Genomic DNA, 20,218 nt, shown 5'->3' on the forward strand with positions numbered 1-20,218 from the left:
TGGAATGGGGATGGGGGGCTGGGTATTATCGATGACACCCGTTTAATTTAGTAAACGAATGCAACCAGGCAGGATGCTGAGCATGCAGACAGGAAGACAGGGACATCAGGAACACACGGCCTCCTATTACGCGGCCACTCGCAACGACCATCGGCAGTGGCCCGAGCTCAGTGGTGAGCTGGATGCGGACGTCTGCGTCATCGGTGGCGGTTTCACCGGCCTCAACACCGCCATCAACCTGGCCGATGCCGGTTACAAGGTGGTGCTGCTGGAGGCCAACCGCATCGGTTGGGGAGCGTCGGGGCGCAACGGCGGCCAGCTGATCCGCGGCATCGGCCACGATACCAGCCAGTTTGCCCGCTGGATTGGCGAGGCGGGCGTGCGGGAGCTGGATCTGATGGGGATCGAAGCGGTGCAACTGGTGCGCGAGCGGGTCGAGCGTTTCAATATCGAGTGCGATCTCACCTGGGGCTATTGCGATCTTGCCACCAAGGCGCGCCACCTGAAGGGGTTCGAGGAGGATGCCGAGCACCTGGCTAGCCTGGGTTACCGGCACGCACTGAAAATGGTGGCGCGGGAGGAGATGCACACCGTGGTCGGGTCGGATCGCTATATCGGCGGGATGATCGACATGGGCTCCGGTCATCTGCATCCTCTCAACCTGGCCCTCGGCGAAGCGCGTGCGGCAGCCAGTCTCGGGGTCTCCCTGTTCGAACACTCAAGGGTGACCCACATCGATTACGGCGAGCGGGTCGAGGTGACCACGGCCCACGGCCGGGTCAGCGCGGACTACCTGGTGATCGGCTGCAACGCTTACCTGGGCGACCTCCAGCCCGATCTCGGGGGCAAGGTGCTGCCGGCGGGCTCCTACATTCTCGCCACCCAGGTGCTGGAGAAGCGCCTGCGCCAGCGCTTGCTGCCACAAAACATGGCGGTGTGCGATCAGAACGTAGCGCTCGACTACTACCGCCTCTCCGCCGACGGTCGCCTGCTGTTTGGCGGGGCCTGCAACTACTCGGGAAGGGATCCCCGCGACATCAAGGCCTTCATGCTGCCCAAGCTGCTGCGGGTCTTCCCCGAGCTCGCGGGTACCGCCATCGAGTTCCAGTGGGGGGGCATGATAGGCATAGGCGCCAACCGGCTGCCCCAGATAGGCCGCCTCGAGCAGCATCCCAACGTCTTCTATGCCCAGGCCTATTCGGGCCATGGCCTCAATGCCACCCACATGGCGGGCAAGCTGGTGGCGGAGGCGATCAAGGGGGAGAGCCGGGGCTTCGATCTCTTCAGCCGCGTCCCCCACATGACCTTCCCGGGTGGCCCGGCGCTGCGCTCTCCGTTGCTGGCGCTCGGGATGCTCTGGTATCGGCTGAAGGATCTGCTCTAGGGGGAGGGGGGCTCGGGATTATCCCTGCTGCGTCGCGTCTGGCTCGGCCAGGCGCCAGCCCTGCTCCGTCTTCATCATCCAGACCTGGGTCTCCTGCGCCAGGGCCTGGCCAGCCTCGAAGTCGCCATATTTGCGCTCGAGCTCCATCAGCCCCATCTCCTGCTGGAAGGGGCCGACCCTGTCATAGACGAGATCCTCGTCGTGCAGCACCTGCAACTGATCCAGTCCCTGCTTGAAGTGGAGCTGGTAGCTCACCTTGACCAGATAGACCCCCTCCATCCGCTCCTCCTTGCCGAGCACGGCGAAGTCGCGGATGTCGAACAGGTCAGCATCCGTGCCCGCCTGCAACCTGGCGGTGACCTGGCTCTGGATGGTCTCTTCACCGGGACCTGCGTTGCAGCCATAAAGCCAGAGGGCCAGCAGGGGGATGAACCACTTTTTCATCAAAACTCCGGACGAACGAGACGGGAAAGGGCAAATTCTGCCACGGCGTCGGTCATATACAAGGGATTGCCGGAAAAATGGCGGTCAAACCGGGGGCCCACACGGTTGCACGGGCCACCCGGTATCAGCGCAGCTTGTCCAGCTGGCCGAGAAATTCGACAGGCCCCATGAAGCCGGTCACCCGCTGGCCGTTCATCTCGTTGCCATCGCGATCGAAGAAGAGGAGGGTCGGCAATCCCAGCACGTTGAGGCCGTTGAGCAGATCCACGTCGGCGTCGTCGTTGGCGGTGACGTCCGCCTGCAGCAGCACCATCTCGCTGAAGCGCGCCTGCACATCGGGGTTGCTGAAGGTCTTGTGCTCGAACTCCTTGCAGGCCACGCACCAGTCGGCGTAGAGATCCAGCAGCACCGGCTTGCCGCGGGCGGCGGCGAGCTGCACCTTGAGATCGTCCAGGGTCTTGATGCGGATGAATCGGGGGGCCTGGGTCTGGGCGGCTGCATTGGCCCCCTCGGGTGGCAGCAGCAGATCCTTGCCCACAACCACCAGACCCATCATCGCCAGCAGCAGGACGAAGCCGCCAAGGCTCTTGCCCACCGAATGGGCGCGATGCTGGTTGTGGTGATAGAGATAACCGCACAGCACCAGCCCCCAGCCGAGCCAGAGCAGGGTAGCCACCTGATCGCTCAGGAGCCTTGAGAGCAGTAGGATGGGTACCGCCAGCAGCGCAAAACCGAAGAGTTGCTTGATCACATCCATCCAGGCGCCGGCCCTGGGCAGCAGCTTGCCGCCAGAGGTGCCGAGCAAGAGCAGCGGCAGCCCCATGCCCAGGGAGAGGGCATAGAGGGCCGCACCGCCGAGCCAGAGATCGCCACTCTGGGCCACGTAGATAAGGGCCCCGGAGAGCGGCGCCGTGGTGCAGGGGGAGCAGACCAGTCCCGAGATCATGCCCATGATGGCAACGCCGGCCACGGATCCGCCCTGCTGGCGGTTGGAGAAGCCCGAGAGACGGGTTTGCAGGCTGCTCGGCAGTTGCAGGGTGTAGAGCCCGAACATGGAGAGGGCGAGCAGCACGAACATCACCGAGAGGCCGATGAGCACATAGGGGTGCTGCAGGGCCGCCTGGAACTGCAGGCCTGCCGAGGCGACGACGAGCCCGAGCAGGGTATAGGTGACCGCCATCCCCTGCACATAGACAAAGGAGAGCAGGAAGGCGCGACGGGTGGAGAGGCGATGCCCGGCCCCGGCGATGATCCCGGTCAGGATGGGATACATGGGGAAGACGCAGGGGGTGAAGGCGAGGCCGAGACCCAGGGCGAAGAAGGCGGCGACGCTGATCCAGAACCCCTGGCTGCCGAGGGCGGCCGCCAGCCTGTCCTGCTGGCTGCCCGGCACGTCTGTGCCCTGAAGGCTGGCCGCCGCTTCCGCCTGGGCGGGGGCAGTGAGGGGCTCGACGGCGATCCGCTTGTCGGTCGGTGGGTAGCAGAGTCCCTCGGTGCAGCCCTGGTAACTCAGGGTGAGGCTGGCCGCGTCCCCGACCCGGGTCAGCGCCACGGGGATCTGCACCTCCTGGTAATAGACCCGGCTCTTGCCGAAGAAGTCATCCTCGTGCTCGGTACCGGGGGGCAGGACGGGCTCGTCAAAGGCGAGGTTCTCTCCCTTCACACGGATGCTGTGGCGATAGAGGTAGTAGCCGTCGGCGATGCGTATCCGGAGCAGCAGCCGATCACCCTGTTGTTCGCTCTCGAGGGCGAAGGCCTGATCCACCTTGAGGAATCTGGGCTGGGTCTCGATGCCGAGGCTGCCGAGCAGATCCTGGCTGCTGGCCCGGGCGGGGGCCGTCGTCAGGACGCAGAGCAGGCCCAGCAGCATCAGCAGGAAGGAGAGGGGGCGAGAGGCGGTCATGAGGTCTCCTGTGTCAACCAGTCGAGATAGGCAGGGTGGCCCTGGCTTGCCGGGAGCGCCAGGATCTCCGGTACCTCGTAGGGATGGTGGGCGAGAATGCACTGGCGCAGGGGTTCGAACAGCGCGGCCCGACTCTTGATGACGAGCTGGATCTCCCGGGTTCGCTCCGTCTTGCCCTGCCAGCGATAGACGGAGGTGACCCCGGGTAGCTGGTTGATGCAGGCGGCGAGGCGCTGGTCGAGCAGCTGCTCGCAGAGGCGGTCTGCACTGGTCTCGTCGGGGCAGGTGCAGAGCACCAGAATGGCATCGGTCATAGGGATGGACGGTCTCGGCAACGGGGCGCACGGGCCCCCTGGATCAGCCGTTACTATACCGGGCCGGGGGGCAAATAGCACCCGGCCCCCCGCACCCGGAATAAGTCATGCGCCCGAGATGGACGCTGTGAAAAGGACAGGGCAGAATGAGCGGGCTTGTTCCAATTCTACGTAAGGAAATGTATGACCCAACAGAATGAGCAGCAGAGAAACCGCATGTTGAGCCTGTTGCGTGAAGGGGAGCGCCGCATGCTGGTGCAACTGGCCGGTCTGCTGCGTACCAGTGTCGACGAGATCAATGCGGAGCTGGAAAAAGAGGAGCTGTTGTCGGCGTTGGAGCAACCCATCACGGTGGAGTACCTCAACGGCGTGGTGCAGCATCATCTGTTCGAGCGCCTGCACAAGGGGGACATGGTGGCGGCCCAGCGCATGCTGAACCAGTACCAGAGCGACCTCGAAGCCATGATGCGCCAGGAAACCAGGCAGGACGATACCCCGCCGGAAGAGGTCAAGGCCCAGGCCTGACCCCGCGAGGCCCTCTTCAGCACCATCATGCCATCGCATGATGGTGCCTCGCCCTTACCCCTCGAATCACTTATCCCAGTGCCTTCTGCACCTGTCCCATGGGAATGGGGAACACCTTATCGTAACTCCAGTTGTAGACGAAGGCATAGACCAGGTAGAAGAGCACGAAGCCCATATCCAGCACCAGCGCCTCCAGCAGGCCGATGTCGAGCCACCAGGCCATCACCGGCAGGGCGACGATCAGCAAGCCCCCCTCGAAACCCAAGGTATGCAGCACCCGCTGCCACAGGCTCTTGTGGGTATGGCCCTGCAGGCGCAGCAGCAGCCTGTCGACGCCGATGTTGTAGACATAGTTCCAGACGGTGGCGACCACCGAGAAGAACAGGGCCAGGGGGCCCATGTGGTTGAGCCCGACGCCGGTCACCCAGCTAGCCAGCGGGGCGGCGATCAGCAGGCCAATCAATTCGAAGCCGATGGCGTGGCGCAGGCGGTCACGGGTCGTACGCATGGTTTATCTCTCTCTTTGGTCAGGGAATGGCGGCAATGTATCGCCAAAACTGGATAGATTCACGTTGGTATCTATCGCTAAAATAGATAGATGTGACGACACAACGGCACGGCGGAGCAGGCTCATGACCCCTTCACTGGAACACTTCAAGGCATTGCTGGCGACGGCCGAGACCGGGTCGTTCTCGGCGGCGGCGCGCAGGCTGGGCAAGGCCCAGTCGGTGGTGAGTGCCGCCATCGCCAACCTGGAGATCGATCTCGGCCTTGCGCTGTTCGATCGCAGCGGCCGCTATCCCGTGCTGACCGAGGCGGGTGCCCGCATCTGTCAGGAGGCAGGGGTGCTGCTGGCCCAGAGCGAGCGACTGCAGGCCATCGCAGGAGAACTGGCCAACGGCGTCGAGTCGCGCCTCACCCTGGCCATCGACGATGACTCCCACCTGCCCTGGCTTGGTTCCCTGCTGGAGGAGTTCGCCAGCCGTTACCCGGCGGTGGAGCTGGAGCTGTTGTTCCCGCTGATGGAGGACGTGACCGAGCTGCTCAAGAGCGGCCGTACCCAGCTCGGCATCAGCTATCAAAAGGCGCACCCCGAGCGGGAGCTGGTCTCCCGCTCCCTGGGGACGGTCACCATGCCCCTGGTGGTCTCTCCGGATCACCCCCTGGCCCACAAGACGCCGTTGAAGGAGAGCGACCTGCAAGGGGCTCGCCAGTTGATGGTGACCGGACGGCGGGAGGGGACGGAGCGTCATCGCTTCCGTCTCTCGGCGCAAGTGTGGTGGGTGGAGGGGGATCTCGGGATCCTGGAGCTGGTGAAACTGGGGCTGGGATGGGCGGCGGTGCCCGAGTTTCTGCTGCACCGGCCCCTGGCGCGGGGGGAGCTGGTGGTGCTCAAGCCGGACTTCATCGCCGAGGCGGAACTGGCGCTGGAGTTGCAGTGGTATCGCGCCCGCCCGCTCGGGCAGGCGGGGCGCTGGTTGCAGGAGGCACTGCTGGCGCGGGTGCCTCGCTAGGGGGGATTCAGTCGATCAACGCATAGGGCAGGGGTTGCAGACCGAGGCTGGAGCCCTCTTCCAGCTTGAGGCGGAAGCGGGCGTCGGCCTCGGTATCCTTGGGCAGCACGGCGGTGAGCCACACCTGACCTTGCTGCTGCCAGGCGTTGAGCACCAGACCGCTGCGGCGCCAGTTGTCACCGAGCTGGATCTCCAGGGTGTCACCGCTGGCTACCTGCGTTGCGGCAGTGCCGCTCAGCACGAAGAGGGCGCGGTTGTTGGCGCCGCGATACTTGGCGCGCGCCACCGTCTCCTGCCCCATGTAGCAGCCCTTGTTGAAACTGATGCCATCAAGGGCTTGCAGGTTCAGCATCTGGGGGATGTATTCCCCCTGATGGACCGCTTCCAGATGGGGGAGACCGGCTTTGATTTCCAGCCCCCACCAGAGTCCTTCGTCGCCCACCGGCAGGTTCAGGGCCAGCGGGGATGTGCTCGCCAGCAGCCAGCGGTCCGCCTCCACCCTGACTGCCATGCCGCCCTCCACCAGGCCGGTGCCGGTCAGCGCGAAGTGTTGTGCCATCCAGTCGTCCGTCCCCTGACCGGCCAGTCCGGTCAGGCTGCCCTGAAACTCGCCGATCTCGACCTTGGCAAAGATCGCAAACTTCTTGAGCTCCGGCAGCTGGCGGGCCAGCACCGAGGGCTTGGTCAGCATCAGCAGGCTGTCTTCCAGGCAGAGCAGGCGAAAATCGCTCCACAGCTTGCCCTTGGGATCGCAGTGGCCGCCGAGGGTGCTCTGGCCCGGTTGCAGGGCGTTGACGTCGCAGGTGACCTGACCTTGCAGATACTTGGCGCGATCCGGGCCGCCGAGGCGGGTGATGGCCAGGTTGGTCAGGGAAAACAGGGTCGGCTCGGCAGGAAGAAGAGGGGTCGGCAGGCTCACGATGGGATTCCAGAGACAGAAAGTATGTGACCTGCATGGTAAAGACGTAAGGAATGTTTGTCAGCCGGAAAATCCTGCTGCTACCATTCCCCGGTCTTTGTAAGGAGAGTTCCATGTTGAACCCAAGTGAGAAGTCCCGCCTGAAGTGGGCCTGCCGTCGCGGCATGCTCGAGCTGGATGTGATCTTTATGCCCTTCTTTGAGCACGAGTTCGATGGCCTCGGCGAGGCCGAACAGCGCACCTTCATCCGCCTGCTGGAGTGCGAGGATCCCGAGCTGTTCCGCTGGTGCATGGGTCACGGCGTGCCCGAGGATCCCGCTTTTGCCGCCATGATCCCCCTGATCCTCGAGCGCAACCAGGCCCGCCACGACAGCCTGCGCTGAGCCCGACTCGCGACCGCCACCCCTCATGGTCAGCCTCGCGTCTTCCCAGCGGGTAGTGATGCCCGTGATCGCCTCCCGCCAGCAGCGTCTGCTGCTGTGCATCCTGTTTCTGTTGCTGCTCTTGCCCGTCGCCAGCCTGATCCAGGGCTGGCAATGGGGGCTGTTCCTCCCTGTCTGGGGGCTGAGTCTGTGGCGCGCGTTGCGCCGCCATCCGGCGGCGAGCGGCGTGCTCGTCTGGGATGGGGAGTGGCTCGAGTGGCAAGGGGCGCGCCATCGGCTCGATCCTCGCAGCCGCATCCTGCCCGGGGTGCTCTGGTTGCGGCTGAAGACGGTGGAGGGCTCCGAGGGGCAGCTCTGGCTCTTCTCCGATGCCCTGGCCCCAGCACACTACCGCGCCCTGGCCCGCGCCATCCACCTCGCTGTCCGCTAGGGGCGTCTCTCTCTACCTGCCACATCTGCCGCTCATAGCAGATGACCCCGCCTGGGCGGGGTCATCTGGGGGAGGGCATACGCCCGAATCGAACGCAACGGCCTTATTCCTGATCCGGCGTCATTCCCGATCCGGGGTCAGCACGGTCGGCTTGGAGTCCGGCTGCATGTCCGGATAATCCAGGTTGTAGTGCAAACCGCGAGACTCCTTGCGCTCCAGGGCGCAGTTGACGATGAGCTCGGCCACCTGCAACAGGTTGCGCAGCTCCAGCAGGTTGTTGGAGACCCGGAAGTTGGCGTAGTACTCCTGCACCTCCTGCTTGAGCAGATCGATGCGACGCTTGGCCCGGGCCAGGCGCTTGTTGGTGCGCACTATGCCCACGTAGTCCCACATCATCAGTCGCAGTTCGTGCCAGTTGTGCTGGATCACCACCTGCTCGTCCGAGTCATCCACCTGGCTCTCGTCCCAGGCCGGCAGGCTGGGGGGCGCCACGCTGGTGGGCAGCTTGGCCAGGATGTCGGCTCCCGCCTGATGGGCATAGACCACGCATTCGAGCAGGGAGTTGGAGGCCATGCGATTGGCGCCGTGCAACCCGGTATAGGTCACCTCGCCGATGGCATAGAGGCCGGGGATGTCGGTCTGGCCGTTGTTGTCGATCATCACGCCGCCACAGGTGTAGTGGGCCGCCGGGACGATGGGCATCGCCTCCCTGGTGATGTCGATACCGACCGCGAGGCAGCGCTCATAAATGGTCGGGAAGTGCTTGATGATGAAATCCGCCGGCTTGTGGCTGATGTCCAGATACATGCAATCCGCCCCGAGGCGCTTCATCTCGTGGTCGATGGCGCGGGCGACGATGTCCCGCGGGGCCAGCTCGGCCCGCTCGTCAAACTCCGGCATGAAGCGGCTGCCGTCGGGACGGCGCAGATAGGCCCCTTCGCCGCGCAGGGCCTCGGTCAGCAGGAAGTTGGGGTCGTCCGGGTGGAACAGGCTGGTGGGGTGGAACTGGTTGAACTCCAGGTTCGCCACCCGGCAGCCGGCGCGCCATGCCATGGCGATGCCATCGCCGGAGCTTACATCGGGGTTGGAGGTGTACTGGTACACCTTGGAGGCCCCGCCGGTGGCCAGTGCCACGAAGCGGGCGCGGATCACCTCGACCTGCTCGGCGTTGCGATTCCAGACATAGGCTCCCAGTACCTTGTTGCCCGGCAGACCCAGCTTGCGGGTGGTGATGAGATCGACCGCGTTGAAGCGCTCCATCAGCTGGATGTTGGGGTGGGCGCGCACCTGGTCGATCAGGGTGAGCTGCACCGCCTTGCCGGTGGCGTCGGCCGCGTGGAAGATGCGGCGATGGCTGTGGCCCCCTTCCCGGGTCAGGTGATAGTGGGATTCCCCCTCGGCATCCTCTTCCTGATCGAAGGGGACCCCTTGCTGAATGAGCCACTGGATGGAGTCGCGGGCGTTGCGGGCGGTGAACTCCACCACCGCCGGGTCGCACAACCCGGCGCCGGCGTTGAGCGTGTCGCTCACGTGGGATTCGATGCTGTCGGTCTCGTCGAACACGGCAGCGATGCCTCCTTGCGCATAGAGAGTGGCCCCCTCACTGATGGGCCCCTTGCTCAGAACCAGGACTTTGGCCTGGTCTGCCAATCGCAACGCGAGGGACAGACCGGCGGCACCGCTGCCAATGATGAGTACGTCGCAAAGGTATTCAACACTTGCTTTCATAAGTATCATTGGCCTGGATTAAGAACTGGCCCCATGGTAGCCCAAGGGGGGTTGTGATGCAGCCCGCATCACATTTTTTTCAATGCAAGCGAACTTTCCCTGATTCCTCCTGTCTGAACTTGTGCGCTTAGAAGGGGCCGGAAAAGAAAAACGATAACCTGATGGGGGTTTTACGGCTCTGATGAGCGACCAGAATCTACTGGACGAACAGCTGGTTGAACGGGTCCAGCGTGGCGATAAAAATGCATTCAACCTGTTGGTACGCAAGTACCAGCACAAGGTGGTCAACCTGGTGGCCAGGTATGTCAACAATCCGGGCGATGTACCGGATGTGGCGCAGGAGGCATTCATCAAGGCCTACCGTGCGTTGCCGACATTCCGTGGCGAGAGCGCGTTTTACACCTGGTTGTACCGGATCGCCGTCAACACGGCCAAAAACTACCTGACGTCACAGGGGCGCAGACCGCCCAGCAGTGATGTCGAAGCGGACGAGGCTGAATATTATGGTGGTGGTGAAGCCCTGCAAGAGGTGGCCACCCCGGAAAACCTGGCGCTGACCGACGAGATCAAGCGCACCGTGTTTACCGCCATAGAAGCCTTGCCAGAAGATTTGAGAACGGCGATCACCCTTCGTGAAATGGAAGGGCTGAGCTACGAGGAGATTGCGGAGATCATGGATTGCCCGGTGGGTACGGTGAGATCCCGCATCTTCCGGGCGAGGGAAGCAATCGATAAAAAGCTGCAACCTCTGATCGAGCATTAACTGGGGAAAGACAGGCAAACTTATGGCAAATAAAGAGCAACTTTCAGCCCTGATGGATGGCGACCTCAGCGAAATCGAGGTACTGAACGAGCTGGGAACGGATCCCGCTCTGCAGGATACCTGGTCGCGTTACCATCTGATCGGTGATGCCATGCGGGGTGACCTGCCGGTCAATCTGCAACTGGATCTCAGCGACAGCATCATGCTGGCGCTGGAGGATGAACCCGCCATACTGGCGCCCAAGCCGGCACAGCCTGCTGCGCCCCAGGTGCAGCCCGCCGGCAAGGTGATCCCCTTCGTTCGCCGCTTTGGCCAGCAAGTGGGGCAGTATGCCATTGCCGCCTCCGTGGCTGCCGCCGTCATCTTCGGCGTGCAGCAGTACCAGGGCAAGGATGGTGTGCCGACCAGCCCGGTGCTCAATACCATACCCGTGGGTGGCAGTGCTGCGCCGGTGAGCGTGCACTATCCCCAGGATGGCAGCCGGACCGGTGTGCGTCAGCAAGGTCTGAGCGAGCAGCAGATGCAGGAGCAGCGCGAGCGCATCAATGCCTTCCTGCGCGACCATCAACTGCAACAGCGTCTGCTGCAAGACAAGCAGATTCAGGAATAACGCATTTTTAGGGATCAGATCGTGCGCCAGTCCAGCCGTATCCTGCTGGCCTCTCTCCTGTTGATTTGTGCCAAGGCCTCGGCCGACGATCTGTCGGCCGAGGCCTTGTTGCAGCAGATGCAGAGTGCCGTTTCGCAACAAAACTTCGAATTGTCCATGGTCAAGGCCCGCCAGGGGCGCCTCGAGCCTATCCGTTTCAGCCACGGGATCATCGATGGCAAGGAGGTGGCTCACCTGAGCTATCTCGACGGCAAGGCCGTGGAGTTCCTGCAACGCCAGAACGAATACACCTTCTTCGAAAACACCCATGAACCCTACACCCTCAAAGGGGCGCGTTTCCCCGGGGTGTGGTCGAGCCTGGTGAGGATGCCGCTGCCCCGGGTGATGGAGAGCTATGACCCCGTGCTGGCGGGCCGCAGCCGGGTGGCCGGCCTGGTGGCACAAGTGGTGCGGCTGGTGCCCAAGGAGGCGGACAAGTACGGCTTCGTGCTCTGGATTGACGAACAGAGCCATCTGCTGCTGCGGGTGGACATGGTGGATCGGGAAGGCAATCTGGTGGAACAGGTGCTGGGGGTGGATCTGGACAGGCAATCTGCGCCGGCCCCCTGGCTGGTCACCCTGGCACGCAGCAAGCTGCCGGATGCGCTGGCGCTGGAAGATGCCTATCCCGCTCCCCAGCAGACCCTCAACTGGCACCTGACCTGGTTGCCCGATGGCTTCAAGGTGCTCTCTCAGGATCGGCATCAGCTGGTCAGCACCAGTCTGCCGGTGGATTACATGATGCTCTCCGACGGGCTGGTGGATCTCTCCGTCTACGTCTCCCGGGTCGATCCCAAGCAGGCGGTGCGCCAGCAGTTGATTCGCCAGGGGGCTACCTCGCTGGTGAGCTTCGTCAACGAGGTCGGGGTGGAGATCACCGTGGTGGGCGAGGTGCCCGCCGAAACCGCCAAGCGCATCGCCGAGGCAGTGCAGCCCCTGGCCCGCAACGAGGCGGTGCAGTGAGTCTTTGCCGTGAGACTTGCCCTGAGGGTGCCGCCGTGCTGAGATCCGGTGCATCCACCGCCCCCTGTGAGGAGTCATCAGGTGAGTAACATGAGTGAAGAGCTGGCCACAGTAGTGGCCATCGACGGCAATCACGCCTGGGTGGAGTGCGAGCGGCGATCCGCCTGCAGCGGTTGCCACCAACAATCCAGCTGCGGGACCGGCACCGTCGCCAAGGCCTTTCCCATGAAGGCGCAGCGGCTGCGGGTCGCCCTCACCGGCGATGTGGCGGTGGGCCAGCAGATCCGCCTGGGCATCCCTCAGGCCAGCATCCTGCGCGGTGCGGCCCTGGTGTACGTGCTGCCGCTCTTCTGTCTGCTGCTGGGCGCCCTGCTCGGCCAGCTCTGGCTGGTGCCGCTCTTGTCGGCGGGAGAGGGGGTGACCATCCTCTGCTGTCTGCTGGGCGGCGCCATCGGATTTTTACTGGTTCGTTACTTTTCTGACCGGCTCGAGCAGGGGGAATACGGTCCCCGCATGCTCGGGGTGGTGCTCAATACCCGTCATCTCTCTTGAGGAGCCGGGTCTGGCGGAGGGCATCTAGGTGCCCAACGCCCGCCAGACAAGGCGCTATTTGTGGGGCCCGCCGACTAAAGATTGGCCGTCGACCGGGTTATCCAGTAAAATCCTGCCCTCATATCCGACCCTAACTTAATTTTGAGTGATTCTTGCTCGATGAAACACATTCGTAACTTTTCGATTATTGCGCACATCGACCACGGTAAGTCGACCCTGTCGGACCGTCTGATCCAGACTTGCGGCGGCCTGTCCGATCGCGAGATGCAGGCCCAGGTGCTGGACTCCATGGATCTGGAGCGCGAGCGCGGCATTACCATCAAGGCACAGAGTGTGACCCTGAACTACCAGGCACAAGACGGTAACACCTATCAGCTGAACTTTATCGACACCCCGGGCCACGTGGATTTCTCCTACGAGGTTTCTCGCTCCCTGGCTGCCTGTGAAGGGGCACTGCTGGTGGTGGATGCCGGTCAGGGGGTTGAGGCACAGACTCTGGCCAACTGCTACACCGCCATGGAAATGGAGCTGGAAGTGGTGCCGGTGCTGAACAAGATTGACCTGCCGGCCGCAGAGCCCGAGCGGGTTGCCGAGGAGATCGAGGACATCGTCGGCATCGACGCGGTGGACGCGGTGCGCTGCTCCGCCAAGACCGGCCTCGGTGTCGATCTGGTGCTGGAAGAGATCGTCGCCAAGATCCCGTCCCCGGAAGGGGATCCGGAGGCGCCGCTGCAGGCGCTGATCATCGACTCCTGGTTCGACTCCTACCTCGGGGTCGTGTCGCTCGTGCGGATCAAGAACGGTTCCCTGAAGAAGAACGACAAGATCAAGGTGATGAGCACCGGTCAGGTGTGGGGTGTGGATCGCATCGGTATCTTCACCCCCAAGCAGGTGGACACCGACGGCCTGGGTTGTGGCGAGGTAGGTTGGGTCGTCTGCGGCATCAAGGACATCCACGGTGCGCCGGTGGGGGATACCCTGACCCTGGCCAAGCACGGTGCCGAGAAGGCGCTGGCCGGCTTCAAGAAGGTGAAGCCCCAGGTCTATGCGGGCCTGTTCCCCATCTCCAGCGATGACTACGAGTCCTTCCGCGATGCGCTGGAGAAGCTCTCCCTCAACGACGCCTCCTTGTTCTACGAACCGGAGAGCTCCACGGCGCTGGGCTTCGGCTTCCGCTGCGGCTTCCTCGGGATGCTGCACATGGAGATCATCCAGGAGCGTCTGGAGCGTGAATACGATCTGGATCTCATCACCACCGCGCCGACCGTGGTCTACGAGATCGAGCTGAACGATGGCTCCACCATCCACATCGACAGCCCGGCCCAGATGCCTGCCATCAACAACATCAAGGAGATGCGCGAGCCCATCGCTGAGTGTCACATCCTGCTGCCGCAGGAGTACATGGGCAACGTCATCACCCTCTGCATCGAGAAGCGCGGCGTACAGACCAACATGGTCTACCACGGCAAGCAGGTGGCGCTGACCTACGAGATCCCGATGGCGGAAGTGGTGCTCGACTTCTTCGACCGTCTGAAGTCCACCAGTCGCGGCTACGCCTCCCTTGACTACGGCTTCAAGCGTTTCGAAACCTCCGACATGGTCCGTCTGGACATCATGATCAACGGCGAGCGGGTCGACGCCCTGGCCATCATCACCCACAAGGAGAACGCCCAGTATCGCGGTCGCCAGGTGGTGGAGAAGATGCGCGAGCTGATCCCGCGCCAGATGTTCGACATCGCCATTCAGGCCGCCATCGGCAACCAGATCATCGCCCGCAGCACCGTCAAGGCATTGCGTAAAGACGTCACCGCCAAGTGCTACGGTGGTGACGTGAGCCGGAAGAAGAAGCTGTTGAACAAGCAGAAAGAAGGCAAGAAGCGGATGAAGTCCCTGGGTCGTGTGGACGTGCCGCAAGAGGCCTTCCTCGCCATTCTCCACGTCGGAAAGGATTAATCGATGGCAAGCACCTTTTCCCTGATCCTCGTCGTCGTCACCCTGCTGACCGGCATCATCTGGACGCTCGACAAGCTGGTCTGGGCCAAGCAGCGGGCAGCCAAGATTGCCGCCGCCCGTGCCAATGCCGGTCCGGATGTGGACGAGAAGACACTGGCCAAGGTGGCCCCCATGCCGGTCTGGATCGAACAGACCGGCGGGGTTTTCCCGGTGATCGCGCTGGTGCTGATCCTGCGCTCCTTCATCTTCGAGCCGTTCCAGATCCCGTCCGGCTCCATGATGCCGACCCTGCTGGTGGGCGACTTCATCCTGGTGGAGAAGTTTGCCTACGGCCTCAAGGACCCGGTGACCAACACCAAGTTCCTCGAGACCGGTGAGCCGAAGCGCGGTGATGTGGTGGTCTTCAAGTATCCGCTGGATACCCGGGTGGACTACATCAAGCGGGTGGTCGGCATGCCCGGCGATCGGGTCATCTATCGCAACAAGGAGCTGATGATCCGGCCGCGCTGTGTGGAAGAGAGCCGCGACGAACAGGAAGGGAAAACCTGCCCCGGCTTCCAGAAGCTGGACGTCAAGTTCGAGCAGCGCGGCGAGTTCAGCCAGATGGGGATCCCGCTGGATCGCTACACCGAACAGCTGGGCGATGTCTCCCACGAGACCTTGCGCAACCCGCTGATGCCGGACCTGGTGGACCGCTACTATCGCCAGCCCGGCACCTACCCCGACGAGTGGGTGGTGCCGGAAGGCCACTATTTCGTGATGGGTGACAACCGCGACAACAGCACCGACAGCCGTTTCTGGGGTTTCGTGCCCGAACAGAACCTGGTGGGCAAGGCGGTCGCCATCTGGATCAGTTTCGAATTCGAGCGCGAGGAAGGGTCCAGCTTGCCGAGCTGGGTGCCGACCGGTGTGCGCTTCAACCGCATTGGCGGAATCAAGTAAATGAATATCAAGATGAACAGACTGCAGTCCCGTCTCGGGCATGTCTTTCAGGATCCTGAGCTGCTGACCCGGGCCCTGACCCATCGCAGCGCAGGGTCCCGTCACAACGAGCGCCTGGAATTTCTGGGGGACTCCATCCTGAGTCTGGTGATTGCCGATGACCTCTTCCACCGCTTCCCGCAGGCGGCGGAAGGGGATCTCAGCCGGATGCGCGCCACCCTGGTGCGCGAGAAGACGCTGGCCGAGCTGGGCCGGGAATTCGACCTCGGGGATCACCTGATCCTGGGGCCGGGGGAGCTGAAAAGCGGCGGTTTTCGCCGCGAGTCCATCCTGGCCGACACCGTCGAGGCGGTGATCGGCGCCATCTATCTGGACACGGATCTGGAGCGGGTGCGCAGCCTCCTGCTCGGCTGGTATGCCAGCCGCCTTGGCGAGATCAAGCCCGGGATCGAACAGAAGGATCCCAAGACCCGTCTGCAAGAGATCCTGCAGGGCAGCCGCAAATCCCTGCCGACCTACACGGTGACCAACGTCAAGGGCGAGGCCCACAACCAGGAGTTCACCGTCCAGTGCGAAGTGGATGGGCTGGATGGCCCCCTGGTCGGGATCGGCTCCAGCCGCCGCAAGGCCGAACAGGCCGCGGCGCAGCAAGCACTGGAACGGCTGTCATGAGCACCATGACGGATCCGGCACTGTGCGCTCATTTCACTCCATCAGCATTGGGAACGCGGTCATGACAGATACCACCTATTGCGGCTTTGTCGCCATCGTGGGCCGCCCCAACGTGGGCAAGTCCACCCTGCTCAACAAGTTGCTCGGCCAGAAGGTCAGCATCACCTCGAAGAAGCCCCAGACTACCCGTCACCGGATCCTGGGGATCGACACCGAGGAGAACCATCAGACCATCTATGTGGATACCCCGGGTCTGCACATCGAGGAGAAGCGGGCCATCAACCGTCTGATGAACCGCGCCGCCACCAGTTCCCTGGGGGACGTGGCCATGGTGGTGTTCGTGGTGGACGGCACTCACTGGACCAAGGATGACGAGATGGTGCTGGGCAAGCTGCGCCACCTCAAGTGCCCCGTGGTGCTGGCGGTCAACAAGATCGACAACGTCAAGGAGAAAGAGGATCTGCTGCCGCACCTCGAGTGGCTGGGTCAGCAGATGAACTTTGCCCACATCCTGCCCATCAGCGCCGAGAAGGGCACCAACGTGGAGAAGATCCGCGAGTGGGCCAAGGATCTGCTGCCGGAGAACGTCCACTTCTTCCCGGAAGATTACGTGACCGACCGTTCTTCCCGCTTCATGGCCTCCGAGATCATCCGCGAGAAGCTGATGCGCTTCACCGGTGAGGAGCTGCCCTATTCGGTGACGGTGGAGATCGAGCGCTTCAAGGTGGAGGAGACCGGTCTCTACCACATCCACGGGCTCATCCTGGTGGAGCGCGAAGGCCAGAAAAAGATGGTCATCGGCAACAAGGGCGAGAAGATCAAGACCATCGGCACAGAGGCGCGCATCGACATGGAACGGCTGTTCCAGAACAAGGTGCATCTCGAGCTGTGGGTCAAGGTCAAGTCCGGCTGGGCCGACGACGAGCGGGCCCTGCGCAGCCTCGGGTATGGCGACGACTGATTGCTGACCCCGGCTTTCGTCATCCACAGTCGGCCCTATCGGGAGACCAGCCAGCTGGTCGAGGTCTTCACCCAGGATAGCGGTCGATTCACCCTGGTGGCTCGCGGTTCCCGCGGGCCACGCTCCTCTCTGAAGGGGCTGCTTCAGCCCTTCACCCTGCTCACCATTGCCTGGCGCGGCAAGGGGGATCTCAAGAACCTCACCCAGGTGGAGTGCCCGGATCACTCGTTGCGCCTCGGCGGGGATCGTCTCTTCTACGGCCTCTATCTCAACGAGCTGGTCTACTACCTGCTGGAAGCGCACACCCCCTTCCCCGAGGTGTTCGACGCCTATGCCCGTGCCATCATGGCCCTGGCGGACGGCGAGACCCCGGAGCTGCCCCTGCGCCGCTTCGAGTTCCTGCTGCTGCAGGCCCTGGGCTACGCGGTGGACTTCGAATATGCCGCGGACGACGACTCCCCCATCGACCCCACCCTGCTCTACGGCTTCGAGCGGGAGCTCGGCTTTGTCGCTTGCGAGCGGGCGCCGGATCCCCGTACCCTGTTCCTCGGCGCCCACCTGCTGGCCTTCGCCGAGGGGCGTTTTGACACGCCTCCCTTGCTGCAGGCGGCCAAGCGTTTCAGCCGACTGGCGCTGCAGCCCTATCTCGGCAAGCGTCAACTGAAGAGCAGGGAGCTCTTTTTGAAGCGAAAAGGCAGTGTTTCAAGCTGATTTTTATTATCTGGTGATGTTTTGTGTTTATGACATCGCCTTTCATGAACAATAATGCTGTCGCCGCGACCAGAACCGGCCTGCGGCGGCACATGGACAGAGGAGCGGGCTCCACCCGCTCCGGCATTCACAGATGACCTGTATCAAGGAGTAAGCAATGAGCGAGATCTACCTGGGTGTGAACATCGACCATATCGCCACCCTGCGCAACGCCCGCGGCACCCAGTATCCGGATCCGGTACAGGCCGCCTTCGTGGCCGAGCAGGCCGGTGCCGATGGCATCACGGTCCACCTGCGGGAAGATCGCCGCCACATCACCGACCGGGACGTGGAGATCCTGCGCCAGACCATCCAGACCAGGATGAACCTGGAGATGGCGGTGACCGAGGAGATGATCGGCATCGCCTGCCGCATCAAGCCCCACTTCGTCTGCCTGGTGCCGGAGAAGCGCACCGAGGTGACCACCGAGGGTGGTCTGGACGTGGCGGGCCAGCTGGACAAGGTGACCGATGCGGTGACCCGCCTGGCCGCCGTGGGCGCCCAGGTGTCGCTCTTCATCGATGCGGATCCGTTGCAGATCGATGCGGCCGCCGCGAGCGGTGCTCCCTTCATCGAGATCCACACCGGCCGCTACGCCGATGCCACCACGGATGCCGAGCGCAACGCCGAGTTCAAGCGCATCGCAGCCGGAGCTTCCTACGCCGCTGGCAAGGGCTTGAAGGTCAATGCGGGCCACGGCCTGCACTACCACAACGTCAAGGCCATCGCCGCGATCCCCGAGCTCTATGAGCTCAACATCGGTCATGCCATCATCGGTCGCGCCGCCTTCGACGGTCTGGCCAAGGCGGTCAGCGACATGCGTGCGCTGATGCAGGAAGCCCGTCAGGGGATCTGATGCCGCTTCGCAGGTATGAAAACCACAAGGGACGCTTCGGCGTCCCTTGTGGTTTTCAGGAGTGGAAGGCGGGGTGAACCCCGTGCTCATCTGGCATGGGGCCGGGCATCCGTGTGCAGAGGGCGAAAGGGAAGGGGCGTCTCAGCCTGGTTCCGGGAAGTAGCGCTCCAGCAGGGCGGTGAGGATGGCCTGGCACTCGGCATCCGGCTCGCCGGTGACCAGGGCGGGGCGAAAGTGAAGCTGGAAGGCGCGCAGGACGGCGCGACTCTGCTCATCCCAGGCGCCGTGCTGGGGGAGGCCGTAGCCGTAACGGGCAAGCTGCTGCTGCCATTGCAGCGCATCCCAGGGGATGAGCTGCGTCTGGCGCAGCTCGGCCACCCGGGCCTCGTCGGGCCAGGCGCCGACACCGTAGCGCAGGGCGAGCTCGCGCCAGGGGAACCGGGGGCCGGGATCCTGCTTGCGCTCGGGGGCGACGTCGCTGTGGGCCAGCACCTGGGTGGGGGGGATCTGGTAGCGTTCGACCAGATCCCGGGCGAGGGCGCCGAGGGCGGCGATCTGGGCAGGAGGATAGGGTTGCCAGTGTCTCAGATGGGCGGGCAGGGCCGCGTCTTTCTCGTCATACCCGAGATTCACTATCTCGATGCCGAGCGAACTGGCGTTGAGCCCGGCGTAGTGATGCCAGCGACTGCGTCCGGCGTGCCAGGCCCGCTGGCTGTCGGGCACCAGCTGGTAGACCGGGAACGGTTGCTCGTCGGTGTCGCGGGGGATCAGGTAGTGGGCGCTCACCTTGTGCTCCGGTTCGGTCAGCAGGCGTAGGGAGCGGGCATCCTCTTCATCCGTGTAGTGCAGGATGAGAAAGGCGATGCGTTCGTTCTGGCTGGCGCTCTGATGATCCTGGTTGAGACGATAGGGCGCAGGCTGGCAGGCGCCGAGCAGCAGGATGAGGGGCAGTGACCAGCGCCAGCGCGCCGCGAACCGGCACGCGCCGCCGCTCGCCGACGGGCGTGGAGTCAGCAGGCGGCGCCAGCCCATGGTCTAGCCTCGCACCTGGCCGGAGGCGGTCATCAGGGCCCGGGCCTGTATTTGGCGGTGAGGCCAATCAGGAAGTTGCGCAGGATCTGATCCCCGCAATCCTGATAGTGCTTGTGATCCCTGGCACGGAACAGGGCGCTCAGCTCGGACTTGGAGAGGTTGAAGTTCGCGAGCTTGAGGGTGCCCAGCATCTCCTCTTCCTTGTAGTTGAGGCCGATGCGCAGCTTGCGCAGGATCAGGTTGTTGTTGATCCGGTTCGGGATCACCTGGGGCGGGGCATCTTCCCGCACACCGCGGCGCAGGGCGATGAAGCCGTCGAGGAACTGGCTCAGTGCCGAGTCCGGGCAGGCGGCGAAGCCCGCTTCCTGTGCCTCGCCCTCTTCGGCCTCTTTCATCAGCCAGCCGTGCAACTGGGCATGGGTGATGGCCAGATTGCCCTTGGCAAAGATCTCGACCATCTGGTCGTTACTGATGCTGAGGGCATAGCGCAGGCGGCGCAGAATATCGTTGTTGGTCATGTTGACTCCTGTGGAAACGGCGCAGATGTTACCACCTGCCGCCTGTCCAGTCAGAAAAAGCGC

At 63.4% G+C, this 20,218-nt stretch carries 23 protein-coding genes; 15 read left to right on the forward strand and 8 right to left on the reverse strand.

Going from position 1 to position 20,218, the window contains the following annotated elements; genetic code table 11:
- The first annotated feature begins 82 nt into the window (after positions 1–82).
- Positions 83–1,384, forward strand: coding sequence for an FAD-binding oxidoreductase (locus I6L32_RS10345; protein WP_041213912.1), 1,302 nt, complete (start codon positions 83–85; stop codon positions 1,382–1,384).
- 18 nt (positions 1,385–1,402) lie between these two features.
- On the opposite strand, the gene I6L32_RS10350 is transcribed toward I6L32_RS10345, so the two are convergent.
- The 3 genes from I6L32_RS10350 to cutA form a co-directional block, all read right to left on the reverse strand.
- Positions 1,403–1,828 carry a hypothetical protein gene (locus I6L32_RS10350; RefSeq protein WP_039040544.1) on the reverse strand — a complete coding sequence of 142 codons (426 nt, stop codon included), beginning with the start codon at positions 1,826–1,828 and terminating at the stop codon, positions 1,403–1,405.
- 124 nt (positions 1,829–1,952) lie between these two features.
- A complete protein-coding gene (locus I6L32_RS10355) occupies positions 1,953–3,731 on the reverse strand; it encodes a protein-disulfide reductase DsbD (protein WP_216945048.1) in 1,779 nt (592 codons plus the stop codon).
- On the reverse strand, positions 3,728–4,045 hold the full coding sequence (cutA, locus tag I6L32_RS10360; RefSeq protein WP_010675653.1) for a divalent-cation tolerance protein CutA: 318 nt from the start codon (positions 4,043–4,045) through the stop codon (positions 3,728–3,730). The genes I6L32_RS10355 and cutA overlap by 4 nt, the downstream gene beginning before the upstream one ends.
- Positions 4,046–4,228: 183 nt before the next feature.
- On the opposite strand from cutA, the gene I6L32_RS10365 reads away from it, so the two are divergent.
- Positions 4,229–4,570, forward strand: coding sequence for a hypothetical protein (locus I6L32_RS10365; protein ID WP_010675652.1), 342 nt, complete (start codon positions 4,229–4,231; stop codon positions 4,568–4,570).
- Between the two features lie 70 nt (positions 4,571–4,640).
- Here the strand turns inward: I6L32_RS10365 and I6L32_RS10370 are convergent, their stop codons facing one another.
- Positions 4,641–5,078 carry a PACE efflux transporter gene (locus tag I6L32_RS10370; protein WP_124244252.1) on the reverse strand — a complete coding sequence of 146 codons (438 nt, stop codon included), beginning with the start codon at positions 5,076–5,078 and terminating at the stop codon, positions 4,641–4,643.
- A 124-nt stretch (positions 5,079–5,202) separates the two neighbouring features.
- Between I6L32_RS10370 and I6L32_RS10375 the strand changes: the two genes are divergently transcribed.
- A complete protein-coding gene (locus I6L32_RS10375) occupies positions 5,203–6,084 on the forward strand; it encodes a LysR family transcriptional regulator (protein WP_216945049.1) in 882 nt (293 codons plus the stop codon).
- A gap of 7 nt (positions 6,085–6,091) precedes the next feature.
- Here I6L32_RS10375 and ygfZ read toward each other — a convergent pair whose 3' ends face one another.
- Complete coding sequence (ygfZ, locus tag I6L32_RS10380; protein ID WP_039040540.1) at positions 6,092–7,003, reverse strand: tRNA-modifying protein YgfZ; 912 nt, start codon at positions 7,001–7,003, stop codon at positions 6,092–6,094.
- Between the two features lie 113 nt (positions 7,004–7,116).
- Here ygfZ and I6L32_RS10385 point away from each other — a divergent pair, with 113 nt between their 5' ends.
- Together I6L32_RS10385 and I6L32_RS10390 are read left to right on the forward strand one after the other, a co-directional pair.
- A complete protein-coding gene (locus tag I6L32_RS10385; protein WP_010675648.1) occupies positions 7,117–7,386 on the forward strand; it encodes a succinate dehydrogenase assembly factor 2 in 270 nt (89 codons plus the stop codon).
- 58 nt (positions 7,387–7,444) lie between these two features.
- The gene (locus I6L32_RS10390; RefSeq protein WP_043154867.1) at positions 7,445–7,816 is read left to right on the forward strand and encodes a protein YgfX; all 372 of its coding nucleotides are present in this window, start codon (positions 7,445–7,447) and stop codon (positions 7,814–7,816) included.
- A 120-nt stretch (positions 7,817–7,936) separates the two neighbouring features.
- Here I6L32_RS10390 and nadB read toward each other — a convergent pair whose 3' ends face one another.
- A complete protein-coding gene (nadB, locus tag I6L32_RS10395) occupies positions 7,937–9,544 on the reverse strand; it encodes an L-aspartate oxidase (RefSeq protein WP_010675646.1) in 1,608 nt (535 codons plus the stop codon).
- Positions 9,545–9,725: 181 nt separating this feature from the next.
- On the opposite strand from nadB, the gene rpoE reads away from it, so the two are divergent.
- The 10 genes from rpoE (at position 9,726) to pdxJ (ending at position 18,605) form a co-directional block, all read left to right on the forward strand.
- Positions 9,726–10,307 (forward strand): RNA polymerase sigma factor RpoE, encoded by a 582-nt coding sequence (rpoE, locus tag I6L32_RS10400; RefSeq protein WP_010675645.1) that lies wholly within the window; start codon positions 9,726–9,728, stop codon positions 10,305–10,307.
- A gap of 22 nt (positions 10,308–10,329) precedes the next feature.
- Positions 10,330–10,917 (forward strand): sigma-E factor negative regulatory protein, encoded by a 588-nt coding sequence (locus tag I6L32_RS10405; RefSeq protein ID WP_041211670.1) that lies wholly within the window; start codon positions 10,330–10,332, stop codon positions 10,915–10,917.
- Between the two features lie 21 nt (positions 10,918–10,938).
- Positions 10,939–11,919 (forward strand): MucB/RseB C-terminal domain-containing protein, encoded by a 981-nt coding sequence (locus tag I6L32_RS10410; RefSeq protein ID WP_010675643.1) that lies wholly within the window; start codon positions 10,939–10,941, stop codon positions 11,917–11,919.
- 90 nt (positions 11,920–12,009) lie between these two features.
- Positions 12,010–12,471 (forward strand): SoxR reducing system RseC family protein, encoded by a 462-nt coding sequence (locus I6L32_RS10415; RefSeq protein ID WP_039040538.1) that lies wholly within the window; start codon positions 12,010–12,012, stop codon positions 12,469–12,471.
- A 159-nt stretch (positions 12,472–12,630) separates the two neighbouring features.
- Positions 12,631–14,424: a translation elongation factor 4 gene (gene lepA / locus I6L32_RS10420; protein WP_042016225.1), complete on the forward strand. Its 1,794-nt coding sequence runs from the start codon at positions 12,631–12,633 to the stop codon at positions 14,422–14,424.
- Positions 14,425–14,427: 3 nt separating this feature from the next.
- Complete coding sequence (lepB, locus tag I6L32_RS10425) at positions 14,428–15,366, forward strand: signal peptidase I (RefSeq protein WP_216945050.1); 939 nt, start codon at positions 14,428–14,430, stop codon at positions 15,364–15,366.
- Positions 15,367–16,038, forward strand: coding sequence for a ribonuclease III (rnc, locus tag I6L32_RS10430; RefSeq protein ID WP_010675639.1), 672 nt, complete (start codon positions 15,367–15,369; stop codon positions 16,036–16,038).
- A gap of 61 nt (positions 16,039–16,099) precedes the next feature.
- A complete protein-coding gene (gene era / locus I6L32_RS10435; protein WP_041211854.1) occupies positions 16,100–16,999 on the forward strand; it encodes a GTPase Era in 900 nt (299 codons plus the stop codon).
- Complete coding sequence (gene recO, locus I6L32_RS10440) at positions 17,000–17,710, forward strand: DNA repair protein RecO (protein WP_039040537.1); 711 nt, start codon at positions 17,000–17,002, stop codon at positions 17,708–17,710.
- A gap of 157 nt (positions 17,711–17,867) precedes the next feature.
- Positions 17,868–18,605: a pyridoxine 5'-phosphate synthase gene (gene pdxJ / locus I6L32_RS10445; RefSeq protein ID WP_010675636.1), complete on the forward strand. Its 738-nt coding sequence runs from the start codon at positions 17,868–17,870 to the stop codon at positions 18,603–18,605.
- A gap of 141 nt (positions 18,606–18,746) precedes the next feature.
- On the opposite strand, the gene I6L32_RS10450 is transcribed toward pdxJ, so the two are convergent.
- Both I6L32_RS10450 and I6L32_RS10455 read right to left on the reverse strand, forming a co-directional pair.
- Complete coding sequence (locus I6L32_RS10450) at positions 18,747–19,637, reverse strand: N-acetylmuramoyl-L-alanine amidase (protein WP_161470273.1); 891 nt, start codon at positions 19,635–19,637, stop codon at positions 18,747–18,749.
- Positions 19,638–19,669: 32 nt separating this feature from the next.
- Positions 19,670–20,155 (reverse strand): DUF1456 family protein, encoded by a 486-nt coding sequence (locus tag I6L32_RS10455; RefSeq protein ID WP_010675634.1) that lies wholly within the window; start codon positions 20,153–20,155, stop codon positions 19,670–19,672.
- Positions 20,156–20,218 lie beyond the last annotated feature (63 nt).

The sequence above is a fragment of the Aeromonas sp. FDAARGOS 1402 genome (genome assembly GCF_019046925.1).
Classification (GTDB): Bacteria; Pseudomonadota; Gammaproteobacteria; order Enterobacterales; family Aeromonadaceae; genus Aeromonas; species Aeromonas caviae.